Genomic DNA, 12779 nt, shown 5'->3' with positions numbered 1-12779 from the left:
TTTCCCGCCCGGGCGCCGAGGTTGCGGAGGACTCCGGGCCTCGGGTAAGGTCCGGCCCGGGGACAGCGAACACATCATGAACGATCTTTTCGGGGGGCGCGGCGGCAAGGCCGGCGCCGCCTCCAGCTACAGCGCCGCCGATATCGAGGTCCTGGAGGGGCTCGAGCCCGTGCGCCGGCGCCCCGGCATGTATATCGGCGGCACCGACGACAACGCGCTCCACCACCTCGCCGCCGAGATCCTGGACAATGCCATGGACGAGGCGGTGGCCGGCCATGCCGACCGCATCGACGTGGTGCTGGAAGCCGGGAACTGGTTCTCCGTGCGCGACAACGGCCGCGGCATCCCGGTCGACCCGCACCCAAAATTCCCGAAGCTGTCGGCGCTGGAGGTGATCCTCACCACGCTGCATTCGGGCGGCAAGTTCTCGGGCAAGGCCTACGACACCTCGGGCGGCCTGCACGGCGTGGGCAGCAGCGTGGTGAATGCCCTGGCCGAGACCCTCGAAGTCGAGGTCGCGCGCGGCGGCGAGCTGTTCCGGCAGAGCTATTCGCGCGGCAAGCCCACCAGCAAGCTCAAGCGCGAGGGCGAAGTCCGCAACCGGCGCGGCACGCTGCTGCGCTTCAAGCCCGATCCCGAGATCTTCGGCGCGCTGCAATTCCGCGCCGAGCGGCTGTTCCGGCTCTGCCGCTCCAAGGCCTATCTCTATCGCGGCGTCGAGATCCGCTGGCGCTGCGACGCCGCGCTGGTTTCCGGCGACACGCCGGCCGAGGCAGTGCTGCACTTCCCCGGCGGCCTCTCGGACTTCCTGGCCTCCGCCGTCGAGGGCAAGCCGGCCGTGGTGCCCGCGCCCTTCGCCGGCACCGCCGAGTTTCCCGGTTTCGCCGGCCGCTGCGAATGGGCCATCACCTGGCTCGACCAGGGCGAGGGGTTCCTCTCCACCTACGCCAACACGATCCCGACCCCCCAGGGCGGCACGCACGAGGCCGGGCTGCGCGGCGCGCTGCTCAAGGGCCTGCGCGCCTATGGGGAGATGAAGAAGGAGAAGCGCGCCGCCGGCATCACCGCCGAGGACATCCTGGGCGGCATGGCAGGGATGCTCAGCGTCTTCATCCGCGACCCGCATTTTCAGGGCCAGACGAAGGACAAGCTGACCAATGGCGACGCCCAGCGGCTGACCGAGAATGCGCTGCGCGACCCCTTCGACCATTGGCTCGCCGGCGATCCGGCCAATGCCGACAACCTGCTGGCCTATGCCGTCGAGCGTGCGGAGGAGCGGCTGCGGCGCCGCGCCGAGAAGGACACGCCGCGCAAGACCGCCACGCGCAAGCTCCGCCTGCCGGGCAAGCTCACCGACTGCTCCAGCGAGAGCAGCGTGAACACGGAAATCTTCCTCGTCGAGGGCGACAGCGCCGGCGGCTCGGCCAAGCAGGCGCGCGACCGCGAGACCCAGGCCGTGCTGCCGCTGCGCGGCAAGATCCTGAACGTGGCCAGCGCCTCGGCCGAGAAGCTGCGCGGCAACCAGGAGCTGAAGGACCTCATCGAGGCGCTGGGCTGCGGCGTCGGCGACCGCTTCGACATCCAGAAGCTGCGCTACGGCCGCGTCGTGATCATGACGGACGCCGACGTGGACGGCGCGCATATCGCCGCCCTGCTGATGACCTTCTTCTACAAGGAGCTGCCGGAGCTGGTGCGGCAGGGGAAGGTCTATCTCGCGCAGCCGCCGCTCTACCGCCTGCAGGCCGGCGACAAGAACGTATATGCGATGGACGACGCCGACCGCGAGCGCCAGCTCAAACGGCACTTCAAACCGAATCAGAAGGTCGAGGTCAGCCGCTTCAAGGGCCTCGGCGAGATGCCGGCGGCCGTCCTGAAGGAGACCACCATGGCGCCGGCCAAGCGCATCCTGCTGAAGGTCGTGCTGCCGCCCGAGGAGCGCGCGAGGACGGCGGAACTGATGGAGGCGCTGATGGGGCGCAAGCCGGAACTCCGGTTCAGGTTCATCCAGGACAATGCGGCGACCCTGGATGTGGAGGCCGTCGACGCCTGAGACTGCCTCGCGGACGCGCCTTGCGTCAGCGCCGTCGCATCGCGGCCAGGACGTAGCCCGCCAGGGCGGCAATGCCGATGCTCGCCAGGGGCCGGTCGCGGATCTTCGACACCCAGCGCTCCGCCCCGCTCTCCACCCAGTCGACAGCGGATTGCGCATAATCCGCGCCCGCGACCACCACCGGATGCAGCCTGTCGCCCGTCAGGGCATCGACCTGCGCGCGCAGCGCCGCGATGTCCTCGTTCATGGCCTTATGGCCGGCGGCGATTTCGGTGGAAGGAACAGTGTCCATGGTCAGCCCTCTGGGGTGGTTCGGCCCTCGATGGCTTGCGAAACGCCGAGCGGGGCCGGGCGCTTCGCGGAGGCTGAAATTTCGTGGCGCGCCGGTCTCAGAGCAGACGCTCGATCCCGCTTCTGATTGCCTGCGGCTTCGTCGCCGGCCCATGGCGCCGGACGACGTTCCCGCCCCGGTCCACCAGGAACTTCGTGAAGTTCCATTTGATGGACGAGGTGCCGAGGAAGCCCTTGGCCTGGGTCTTCAGCCAGACATAGAGCGGATGCGCGCCGGCCCCGTTCACCTCGACCTTGCCGAAGAGCGGGAAGTTCACGTCGTAGGTCAGCCTGCAGAAGCTCGCGATCTCGGCGGCGTCGCCGGGCTCCTGAGCGCCGAACTGGTTGCAGGGGAAGCCGAGCACCGCGAACCCCCTCCCCGACAATTCCACGTGGAGCTTCTCAAGCCCCGCATATTGCGGCGTGAAGCCGCATTTGCTGGCCGTGTTGACGATCAGCAGCACCTGGCCGCGGAAGCGCTCCAGCGGCACTTCCGTGCCCGTGAGGTCGCGCGCCGAGAAATCGAAGGCGGTGGTCAAGGTCAGATGGGCTTGTGCGCGCGGTCCATCAGCCGCGAGAAGAAGCCAGGCTTCTTCGCCGGCGCCTCCGCCACCGTGACCTTGGCGGCCGCCGCGGCCTCCTCCTTCGCGCGCTTCTCCTTGTCGCGCAGCCAGGCTTCCAGGCTCATGCCGGCCTTGGCCGCCCGCTTGGCTTCGTAGCTGCGCTGGCCTTCGGTGAGCTTCTTCGCGTCCATCACTCAACTCCGGGGGGATCGATTCCGCCCTTTGTGCCCATCGCCGGGGGTTGCGGCAAGCGGCCCGCAGCGCTTAACGCAGGCGTCATGGACGCACGCGTCAAAGCGCATATCTGGGCCTCCATGGCCATCCGCATGTCGGACATGGCGGGCCGCCCGACCGCCGTGCTCCGCAAGGGCGACCCGGATTCCGGCGGGATGCTCTGCGTGCTGGAGGGCCGGGAGGGCCAGGTCGTGCTGTCCCAGGCCCGCGACGCCGAGGGCCGCCCCGCCTGGGTGCGCGGCACCGGCCCCGCCCCGGTCGATCGCGAGACGGCCGACGCCTATGTCGAGCGCCAGGTGAAGCGCGACCCGGACCTCTGGGTGCTGGAATTCGAGGCGCCGGACTATCTGCCGCCCTTCGAGGCGCGGATTCTCTGAGCCGGTTCTCGCCCCCGGCACGACGGGCGGCGGGGCCCCGAACGGGTGGATCTGCTGCTCGATTGCCTGACGGACGCCGGCGCCGCCGCATCCCCGTCGCGCCGGAGCTTCTGGCCAGGCTCCACGCCTGGGCGGAGGTCAGAAGTTCCGCCGGAACACCGCCACGAACCGCGCTCCACGATCCACCTCGCGATTGTGCGGCCGGAGGAAGGGCACCGCCACCTCCAGGTTGAGGTTGGTCTCCTCCCCCACCGGGAAGCCCAGCCCGAAGCCCGCCGAGGCCGCGCGGTCTCCCCGCGGGGCGGGCGCCGGCGCGAGGTTCTCCGCCCGCCCACCATCGACGAAGACATAGGCCTCCGCCCCGCGGATCGCCCGGGTCAGGAACTCCGAGCGGCCGGCGGCCAGGCTGTCCACGTCCATCACCGTCTTGAAGGGCATGGCGAGCGTGGCCGAGGCCGAGATGCCGCGATCGCCGAAGAGCGTCGCCGCCTCGAAGCCGCGGCCGAACATCACGCCGCCATAGGTGAAGAACTCGGTCGAGGGCATCCGGTCCTCCGTGTACTGCCCGAGCGCGCGCAGCCGCAGCACGAAGCGCTGGCCCCAGAGCGCATGCGTGTAGTTGGCGATGGCCGTCACCTTGGTGAAGGCCGGGCCGCCGTAGAAGAAGCTCAGCCGCTGCCGCGCGCCCGCGCCATCGATCCCCTGGCTGAGGATGACGGCGAGCGAGCCGCCTCGCGTCTGCGCCTCGTTGGCGACGCCGTAGACGGCGCCCAGCCGCACGACCCGCGTCGCCTCGTCCGCCAGGCGGCCGAGCGGCACGGAGATGCGGGAATCCACGACGTCGAAATTGCCGAAGACCTGCAGGGTCTCGATCTGGGTGCGGATCACCGGATACGCGGCCTGCAGGCTGACGGTCGTGGTCTCGCCCTTGAGATTGGAGGTGCCCGTCACGCGCTGCTTCAGATGGGTGGCGTTGACCGAGACGGTCATGCCGCTGGTGCCGACGGGCTGCTGGTGGCGGAAGCCGAAATAGGTGAAGCGCTCGAAATCCACGACCGGGAAGCCGACGGTGAAGCGCGTGGAATCGCCCTCCTGCAGCAGCGCGTTCAGCGTGACGCCGGTGGTGATCTGCACATTGCCCAGGAAGTCGGCGCCCAGGTTGTCGAAGCCCAGCCCGTAGCGCAGCGAGATGCGGCGCATGTTCAGCACCAGCCGCACCTTGCCCGGCTCGCCGAGTTGCTCGAACCGGCCGGTGACGCGCCGCCCGGGGATATCGGCCATCAGCAGCAGCGCGCGCTCCAGCGTGGCGCGGCGCAGCGGGCGCTCGCCGCGCAGGGCCTCGGCATGGGCGCGGGTGAGGCGGAGATCGGCGCCCTCGGTGTCGCCCTCGATGGCGATCTCGGAGACCTCGCCCTCGATCACGCGGACGATGACGACGCCCTGGGCGAAATCCTGCCGCGGCACCACCACGCCGAAGAGGGCGAGGCCGGCCTCGCGATGCGCGGCTGCGATGGCGTTGCTCAGCTCGTTGATGACCTCGCGAGTCAGGCGCCGCCCCGCGAAGGGCGCCGCCGCGCTCGCGAGGACGGCCCGCTCGACGAGCTGCTCGCCGGTCACGGCCACGTCGCGGATGGTGATGTCGGGGAGATCGGCGCGCACGACCTCGCGGTCGGAGGGCGGGATGGCGGTGCGGCCCTGCGGGCGGGGCGGCGCGATATCGGGACGGTCAGTGTCGAAACCCCGGGGGCCGAGGCCCGCCTGGGCCAGCGCCGCGCCGGGCTGAAGGACGAGAAGGGCCAGCATCGCGATGGCCGGGAGACGGGTCATTCCGGACCTCTTTTGCACCAAAGTCGTTGGGGGATCGTCGCTCGGTACGGATCGGCCAAGAAAAAGGGCGCGGCCTGATGGGCCACGCCCCCTTCCGCCGGAGCTCCGCCCTACCGGCGCAGAAGCCCGCCGGTGGTGTTGCCGAGCACCCCGCCGACCGTGTTGAGCGTTCCGCCCACGAGCCCTTGGACGGGGCGGGCCACGTCGCCGACGACCCCGGTCGCCGCGCCGCCACCCGACGCAGGGGCGCCGGCAACGCCGCTGACCACCCCGCCGACCGCGCCCGTGGCCCCGGCGAGCACGCCGCCGCCAGCGCCCGCAAGCGCCGCTCCGGACCCGCCGCTCAGCACATTGGCCGTAATCGGCGAGCCTGAAGCGGCCGTCGGCGAGATGACGCCGGCATTGACCAGCGACGGCGTGGTCCCGTTGCCCAGCAACGCGGTCTGACCGAGCGTCGCGCCCGCCAGCGGGACGGAGCCCGCCGGCGCCGTCGGCAGGATCCCGTTGGTGACCTGCGACACCACGGGCAGCGTGCCGGAGGCGCCGAGCAGCGGCTCGGTCGTCGCCAGGACGCTGTTGCCGAGGGTGGAGGGATTCGACACCGTGCTGGTGACGCCGGTCAAAAGGCCCTGCACTTGATTGCCGGGTCCAGAGAGAACGCTCGCGCTCACGGGCGCATTGGGCGCCGCGGCCGGTCCGAGCACGGAGACTGCGGCGGTTCCGGCGGCCCCGTCGGGGCCCGCGCCGCCGACCTGCAGCCCTCCGGCATTCACCGCGGCCGCCCCGCCCAGCGTGCCGGCGAGCACGGCACCGGCCGGGCCCTGTGCGCCGGCGGGTCCCGTGGGACCGGCGGGCCCCTGCGGGCCTGTCGCCATGGTGCCGCCGCCACTCGCCCCACCGGCTCCGCTGCCCCCGGCCGCGCCGTTGCTGGCGGAACCGGACCCGTTGCCGCTGGATCCGGACGATCCCGAACCCGACAATCCACCGCCGGATCCGCTTCCAACGGCGGCGCCGTCCCCGGCGGCGAAGCCACCGGACGAGCGTCCCGAGCAGGCCGCGACCGACGACATCAGAAGCGCAGCAATACTGCACCGCACAATAACTTCGCTCAGGTTGTGCATTTTCTTCTCCTTACCCGGAATTTCTTCCCCGGCAGGAAGGTAATGCCGCTTACCGAAATTAATTTCACATTCTGATTGAATCTATTTCCGCATAAAATAACAGATAAAGCGGTGTTTTGTGCTTTTTTGTGTTACTTTATCGAAGAATCCCAGCGCTCGATAACATATGTTTATGGGATGTCGTCCAACGCTGCTCCGCCCAAGAAGTCGCATGCCGGTGTGCTGGAACTCCGGCATCCGCAGCGCCACGGTTTGTCCCAGGCCGTGCTGCCCCGGAGGCCGAGCGCACCTGCGGCCTGGGGCTCCGCGAGCGGAAACCGCCTTTTTCCTTATAAAGACCGCTCGTCCTCGGCCGCGTGTCGTGCTGGACTGCGCGCCAGGACTGTGGGGACGACGACGGAATGAAAAGACGGCTCCTCTTGGGCATGGCGGCCGCGCTGCCCCTGCCCGGCGCGCGCGCCATGGCCCAGGGCTCGGCGTCGCCCGGCTCGGCGCCGACCGGCTCGGGCCTGGCCGGATGGCCCAGCCGCCCGGTCCGCATGCTCGTGGGCTTCCCGCCGGCTGGCCTGCCCGACGTCTATGCGCGCCTCCTCTCGGAGCGGCTGAGCGCGATGCTCGGCCAGGCGGTGGTCGTGGAGAACCGGCCGGGCGGCGGCGGCACCTTGGCCAACGAGCTGCTGGCGCGCACGGAGGACGGGCACACCCTCATGTCCACCTCCATCTCCATGACGGCGGGCGCCGCGCTGCGCGCCGGCCAGATCCAGTACGACGTGCTGCGCGACATCGCGCCCGTCTCGATGATCTCGGTCGTGGCCAATGGCGTCCTCGTGCATCCGAGCGTGCCGGCGCGGACCATCGAGGAGTTCGTGGCGCTGGCGAAGGCGCAGCCCGGCCGCGTCACCTGCGCCTCGCCCGGCAACGGCACCTCGGGCCATGTCACGCAGGAATACTTCAAGCTGCGCACCGGCACCGACATGGTGCACGTCCCCTATCGTGGCAGCGGCCCGCTGCTGCCGGATTTCCTGGGCGGTCAGGTGCAGTCCGTGATCGACAACATCCCGGTCTACATGCCGCATGTCCGCGAAGGGCGGCTGCGGCTGCTCGCCGTCACCACGCCACAGCGCTGGCCGAGCGAGCCGGCCGTGCCGACGCTTGCCGAGACCGTCGCACCCGGCTTCGACGTCCGGGCCTGGTTCGGCGTGGTCGCGCCCGCGCGCACGCCCGAGCCGGTGCTGGAGGCGATGAACCGGCTGGTGGTCGCGGCGCTGAACGAGCCGGCGGTGGCGCGGCGCATCCGCGACGGTGGGGCCGAGCCTGCGCCGACCAGCCGCGAGGAGTTCGGGCAGTTCATGCGCGAGGATATGGCGCGGTGGACGGAAGTGGTCCGGGTCTCCGGGGCCAGGGCGGATTGAGAGCGGCGCTCAGCCTTTTTGCGGCAGGTGGATTGCGAAGGCCCTCGCGGCGGCTAAAACTCCAGTCATGCATCGCGTGGCAGACACCACACTGGGCTCTTCAGGCCGCATGCGCCACGGTGCGAGGGAAGGCGTCGCCCTCCTGGCGATGTCGAGGGAATTTCGCGGGCTTGCACACCGATCCGGCTCGTTTCACCGAGTTCGGGGCCTTCCGGCAACACAGCCGGCGCTTGCGGTGATGGCCTGGCGCGGCCCTCAGTCATGAATCGATAGCAATGAAAAGCCTCCCGCCCGAGGGAACGGCCCGCACTCCGCCGTGAGGCGCGGGGCGCTCTGAACACCGGTCAACGAACCGCTTCTGCTTCGGCCTGTTCCGGGCAGCACCCCGCTTGGGCGGCCTAGCGAGCACGTGCACTCTTCTTCAGGAACCTCCTCATGCAGCGTCTCGCCGGCCTCGCCCGCTTCGTCCCCTTGCGCCCTTACGACTATGTCGGCCGCAAGGAGGCTTGCAACATCTGCGGCGCCTCCGCGACCCTGCCCGTGTCGGGATACGACCGGCGGATCAAGCGGCTCAACACCGTCGTCTGCTCGGATTGCGGCCTCATCCGGACGGACCCCATGCCGACGGAGGCCGAGCTCGCCGATTACTACCGCCACTCCTATCGGCTGGACTATCAGCTGGCGGGGAGCGGCCCGCCGCGCCGGCACCTGGTGCGGACGCGCGCGGAAGCCGTGCGGCGGGCCGATCTGTTCGCGCCGGTCCTCGCGCCGGGCGCCCGTGTCCTCGACTACGGCTGCGGCTCCGGCGAGTTCCTGGCGGAAGGCGGCCGGCGGCAGTGGACGATGGTGGGGGTCGAACCGGGCGAAGCCTATGCGGGCTACGCACGGGGCCTGGGGCTGAGCGTTCATTCCGATCTTCCGCAAACGGAAGAGCCCTTCGATGCCATCACGAGCAACCACGTCTTCGAGCACCTGCGGGATCCCCTCGGGACGCTGCGGAGTCTGGTGGCGCTGCTGAAGCCCGAGGGCGTGCTCTATCTCGCCGTGCCGGACATGGGGCCCTCTCCCAGGCCGGCCTTCGACCGGCTGCACTTCGCGCATGTGCACGGCTTCCTTCCGGAGACGCTGGACCTGCTCGCCTCGTCGGCGGGCCTGTGCCTCGATCCCCGCTTTCCGCGGCAGGGCACCAATGCCGTCTACACGCGCGGGTCTTGCGACCTGCGGCCCGACCCCACCCTGGCCGAGCGCGTCCGCGCCGGGTTCAACCCCATCAGCCCGCTGGCCTATATCCTCGGCGGAGCGTGGATCGGGGCGACCTACCGCCGCCTGAAGCGCGACGTCGCCGACACGCTGTGGCGGTGAGGCCGAGCTGAATCATGGGCCGGGCCGCGACGGCGTGCCCGGCCAGTCCTGGGGCGCGAGCCGGAGCACCACGCAGCCCAGCAGGCCGGCGAGGAAGGATCCCGCCAGGATGCCGAGCTTCGCCTGGGCCTGCAGGAGCGGATCGCCGGGGAAGGCGAGAAGCGTGATGAACAGGCTCATGGTGAAGCCGATGCCGCACAGCAGCGCGGTCCCGGCGAGCTGGAGCCGGCCCGCATAGGCCGGCATATCCGCGATCCCGAGGCGAATGGCGAGGGTCGCGAAGCCGAACACACCGACGAACTTGCCCAGCAGCAGGCCGAGCCCGACGCCCAGCGTCACGGAGGACGCCAGGGTCTCCGCCGAGAGGTTCAGAAAGGGCACCCCGGCATTGGCCAGCCCGAAGACGGGCACGATCAGAAAGCCGACGGGCCGGTGGAGCGCAAGCTCCAGCCGGAGAAGCGGGCTGCCTTGCTCCCCGTCCAGCCGGTCCCCAGAAGGGCGCAGAGGGATGGCGAAGGCCAGGATCACCCCGGCGAGCGTGGCATGGACGCCGGATCGGAGCACCAGGAGCCAGAGCACGAGGCCCAGGAGAAGATAGGGCGTCAGGCGCCGCACGCCGAGCCTGTTCATCCCGGCCAGCACCGCGATCACGACCGCGGCCCCCGCCAGGTCGGGAAGGGACAGTCCTGCGGTGTAGAAGAGGGCGATGATGAGGACGGCGCCCAGGTCGTCGATGATGGCGAGGGCCGCCAGGAACACCCGTAGCGAGGCTGGAACCCGCTTGCCGAGCAGGGAGATGACGCCGAGCGCGAAGGCGATGTCCGTGGCGGCCGGTATCGCCCAGCCATGCGCCGTGAGGCCCGGATTGAAGGCCAGATACACCAGGGCCGGAACCGCCATCCCGCCGGCAGCCGCGATTCCCGGCAAGGCCCGGCGGGACCAGGTGGACAGCTGGCCGACGACCGCCTCGCGCTTGATCTCGAGGCCGACGAGCACAAAGAACACGGCCATCAGCCCGTCGTTGATCCAGTGCTCGACGGATAACGGACCGACATGGCGTTGCAGCAGGCCCTCATAGTCGGGCCGGAACGGCGAATTGGCGATCAGCAGCGCGAGCGCGGCCGCCCCCATCAGCACCAGCCCCGCGGAGGACTGATTGTCGAGGAAACGCCGCAGGGCGCTGGGGGGGACGTAGCGGGTCTGGGCCATGTGGCCTCCGGGCATGGATCACCAGCGTTGGCGGCCCGACCAACGCTGAAACCTGTCCACGCCCGTGAAGCGCCGACACCCGGCCGGCATTATGGCACCGGATCGAGCGGTCGCAACCGTGCCGGCCCGGGTTCCTCGCGCGCCGAAGCCCGCCGGCCTGGGCCCACCTCCAGGCTGGCGCCCGCGGGGCTCCGTGTTAGCGTGGCTGCGGCCGATCAACGGCCCGACAAGAACACTCGGAGGGAACCCAGATGGACGCCAACCGCCGCGGCCTGCTTTCGGCCGCAGGGGCCGTGCTCGCCTTGCCCGCTCTCCTCTCCTCAGCCCGGAGCCAGAACGTGGAACGCTACCCCGATCCTGCCGTGCAGGTGCTCGACCCCTCCTTCAACCGCTACCGCCTGGCGCTCGCCGGGGTCGAGCAGCTCTGGACCGGGGCGCGCTGGAGCGAGGGGCCGGCCTGGTTCGGCGACCACCGCTGCCTGGTCTGGTCGGACATCCCGAACAACCGGATGCTCCGCTGGTCGGAGGAGACCGGCCATGTGGACGTGTTCCGCGGCCCGTCCAACAACGCCAACGGCAACACCCGCGACCGCCAGGGGCGCCTTATCACCTGCGAGCACCTGACCCGGCGTGTCACCCGCACGGAGTTCGACGGCAGCATCACCGTCCTGGCAGACCGCTTCGACGGCAAGCGCCTCAACAGCCCCAACGACGTGGTGGCGAAGTCGGACGGCAGCATCTGGTTCACCGACCCGCCCTTCGGCATCCTCGGCTTCTACGAGGGCGAGATGGCCCAGCCCGAGCTGCCCACCAACATCTACCGGATCGACGGGCAGACGGGGCAGGTCACGGTCGCGTCCGGCGACATCGGGCGCCCGAACGGCCTCGCCTTCTCGCCGGACGAATCGAAGCTCTACGTGGTCGAGGCCGCGGCCACCCCGCGCGTCATCCGCGTCTTCGACGTGGATGCTTCCTCGGGCCGCCTCTCCAACAACCGCATTTTCGTCCAGTGCAGGGACGGCGAGACGCCGGACGGCTTCCGTGTGGACGTGGACGGCAACCTCTGGTGCGGCTGGGGCATGGGCACGCCCGAGTTCGACGGCGTGCGCGTCTTCAACAAGGACGCGGCGGCGATCGGCCATATCCGCCTGCCCGAGCGCTGCGCCAATGTCGCCTTCGGCGGGCGGCACCGAAACCGGCTGTTCATGACGGCGAGCAAGTCGCTCTACTCGCTCTACGTGAACACGCAGGGCGCGCCGGGCGGGTAAGAGGCTTGACGCATATCAAGGCATTTCCCGGCCTATGCGCCAAATGCGTAGCATGGCCGCTGCCGGCGGAAGCACCGGCAGCGGATCATGCGATGCTGATCGACCGGAGAGTGCCATGACGACCGAGACATTCCTTGCGCGCGACCTGATGACGGCCACCCTCGTCACCGTGCCGCCCGACATGCCGGTCCACGCGATCGCGCGCCTGCTGAGCGAGAAGGGCATCTCCTCGGTGCCGGTCACCGACACGGCCGGGCAGCTTCTGGGAATCGTGACGGAGGCCGACCTGCTGCGCCGCGTCGCCGGATCGGAGGATCCCGTGCGGTCCTGGATCGCCCGCCTGCTGCGCGACGACGACGCCGAGGCGCGGCGCTATGCGCGGACCCACGGGCGGACCGCCCGGGACATCATGACGACCGAGCTGGTCACGGCCACGCCCGAGGCCACGACCGCGCATTGCGCCCGGCTGATGGAGGAGCGCCGCATCAAGCGGCTGCCCATCGTGACCGCGGACGGCCGGCTCGTCGGGATGGTGTCCCGGGCCGACCTGCTCTTCGCGGCAATGCAGCCGCCGGGCGGGATCGCCGCGCCGGAACGGAACCAGGATGACCGGATCGCCGCCGCCCTGCGGCGCGAGATCAAGAAGGAGCCCTGGGCCGACAGCCTCTATATTTCCCCGGAGGTCGCGGACGGCGTCGTCACCTTCCATGGCTTCGTGCATTCCGCAGCCATCCGCCAGGGCCTCTGCGTCCTCGCCAGCCGGATCGACGGCGTCCGGCAGGTGGTCGACCGGATGGAGAAGGCGCCGATCTTCCTGCCGGGCGTGCTCCTCTGAGCCTGCCCCAGATCATCCGAGGCACGGTCAGCCTGGTGCCGTCGACCAGCCGCTCGTAGCGGGAGGGGCCGGGTCGATACTGGGCGTCGCGCCGGTCGCCAGCCAGCTTGCCGGCCGAGGGGGCCGTTCGGAAGCCGTGGCCCGAGAAGCCGGCGCGAGGACCAGCCCGGGGCGCAATATTGACGGCGTCC

General features: G+C 70.2%; 12 protein-coding genes. 6 read left to right on the top strand and 6 right to left on the bottom strand.

The genetic code is table 11. From position 1 onward, the window contains the following. Positions 1-76: 76 nt before the first annotated feature. The gene (gene parE / locus EJV46_RS20400) at positions 77-2050 is read left to right on the top strand and encodes a DNA topoisomerase IV subunit B (protein ID WP_131550569.1); all 1974 of its coding nucleotides are present in this window, start codon (positions 77-79) and stop codon (positions 2048-2050) included. 25 nt (positions 2051-2075) lie between these two features. On the opposite strand, the gene EJV46_RS20395 is transcribed toward parE, so the two are convergent. The 3 genes from EJV46_RS20395 to EJV46_RS20385 form a co-directional block, all read right to left on the bottom strand. After that, entirely contained in the window at positions 2076-2342 is a 267-nt protein-coding gene (locus tag EJV46_RS20395; RefSeq protein WP_131550568.1) for a hypothetical protein, read from the bottom strand. Positions 2343-2439: 97 nt separating this feature from the next. Further along, positions 2440-2919 carry a glutathione peroxidase gene (locus EJV46_RS20390; RefSeq protein ID WP_131550567.1) on the bottom strand — a complete coding sequence of 160 codons (480 nt, stop codon included), beginning with the start codon at positions 2917-2919 and terminating at the stop codon, positions 2440-2442. A 2-nt stretch (positions 2920-2921) separates the two neighbouring features. After that, a complete protein-coding gene (locus tag EJV46_RS20385; protein WP_131550566.1) occupies positions 2922-3134 on the bottom strand; it encodes a hypothetical protein in 213 nt (70 codons plus the stop codon). Between the two features lie 87 nt (positions 3135-3221). Between EJV46_RS20385 and EJV46_RS20380 the strand changes: the two genes are divergently transcribed. Next, positions 3222-3554, top strand: a complete 333-nt coding sequence (locus tag EJV46_RS20380) for a DUF1491 family protein (RefSeq protein WP_131550565.1) — start codon at positions 3222-3224, stop codon at positions 3552-3554. A 138-nt stretch (positions 3555-3692) separates the two neighbouring features. Here the strand turns inward: EJV46_RS20380 and EJV46_RS20375 are convergent, their stop codons facing one another. Both EJV46_RS20375 and EJV46_RS20370 read right to left on the bottom strand, forming a co-directional pair. Further along, positions 3693-5381, bottom strand: coding sequence for a ShlB/FhaC/HecB family hemolysin secretion/activation protein (locus tag EJV46_RS20375; RefSeq protein WP_131550564.1), 1689 nt, complete (start codon positions 5379-5381; stop codon positions 3693-3695). Positions 5382-5491: 110 nt separating this feature from the next. Next, positions 5492-6502, bottom strand: a complete 1011-nt coding sequence (locus tag EJV46_RS20370; RefSeq protein WP_131550563.1) for a hypothetical protein — start codon at positions 6500-6502, stop codon at positions 5492-5494. A gap of 401 nt (positions 6503-6903) precedes the next feature. Here EJV46_RS20370 and EJV46_RS20365 point away from each other — a divergent pair, with 401 nt between their 5' ends. Together EJV46_RS20365 and EJV46_RS20360 are read left to right on the top strand one after the other, a co-directional pair. Further along, entirely contained in the window at positions 6904-7914 is a 1011-nt protein-coding gene (locus tag EJV46_RS20365) for a tripartite tricarboxylate transporter substrate binding protein (RefSeq protein WP_131550562.1), read from the top strand. A 435-nt stretch (positions 7915-8349) separates the two neighbouring features. Continuing rightward, positions 8350-9276: a bifunctional 2-polyprenyl-6-hydroxyphenol methylase/3-demethylubiquinol 3-O-methyltransferase UbiG gene (locus EJV46_RS20360; RefSeq protein WP_131550561.1), complete on the top strand. Its 927-nt coding sequence runs from the start codon at positions 8350-8352 to the stop codon at positions 9274-9276. 12 nt (positions 9277-9288) lie between these two features. Here EJV46_RS20360 and nhaA read toward each other — a convergent pair whose 3' ends face one another. Next, a complete protein-coding gene (gene nhaA / locus EJV46_RS20355; protein WP_131550560.1) occupies positions 9289-10485 on the bottom strand; it encodes a Na+/H+ antiporter NhaA in 1197 nt (398 codons plus the stop codon). Positions 10486-10736: 251 nt separating this feature from the next. On the opposite strand from nhaA, the gene EJV46_RS20350 reads away from it, so the two are divergent. Beyond that, a complete protein-coding gene (locus EJV46_RS20350) occupies positions 10737-11753 on the top strand; it encodes an SMP-30/gluconolactonase/LRE family protein (RefSeq protein ID WP_131550559.1) in 1017 nt (338 codons plus the stop codon). A gap of 115 nt (positions 11754-11868) precedes the next feature. Beyond that, positions 11869-12588, top strand: a complete 720-nt coding sequence (locus tag EJV46_RS20345) for a CBS domain-containing protein (RefSeq protein ID WP_165585642.1) — start codon at positions 11869-11871, stop codon at positions 12586-12588. Positions 12589-12779 lie beyond the last annotated feature (191 nt).

Source organism: Roseococcus sp. SYP-B2431, from assembly GCF_004336745.1.
Lineage (GTDB): Bacteria > Pseudomonadota > Alphaproteobacteria > Acetobacterales > Acetobacteraceae > Roseococcus.
This window is presented reverse-complemented; position numbering and strand designations above follow the sequence as displayed.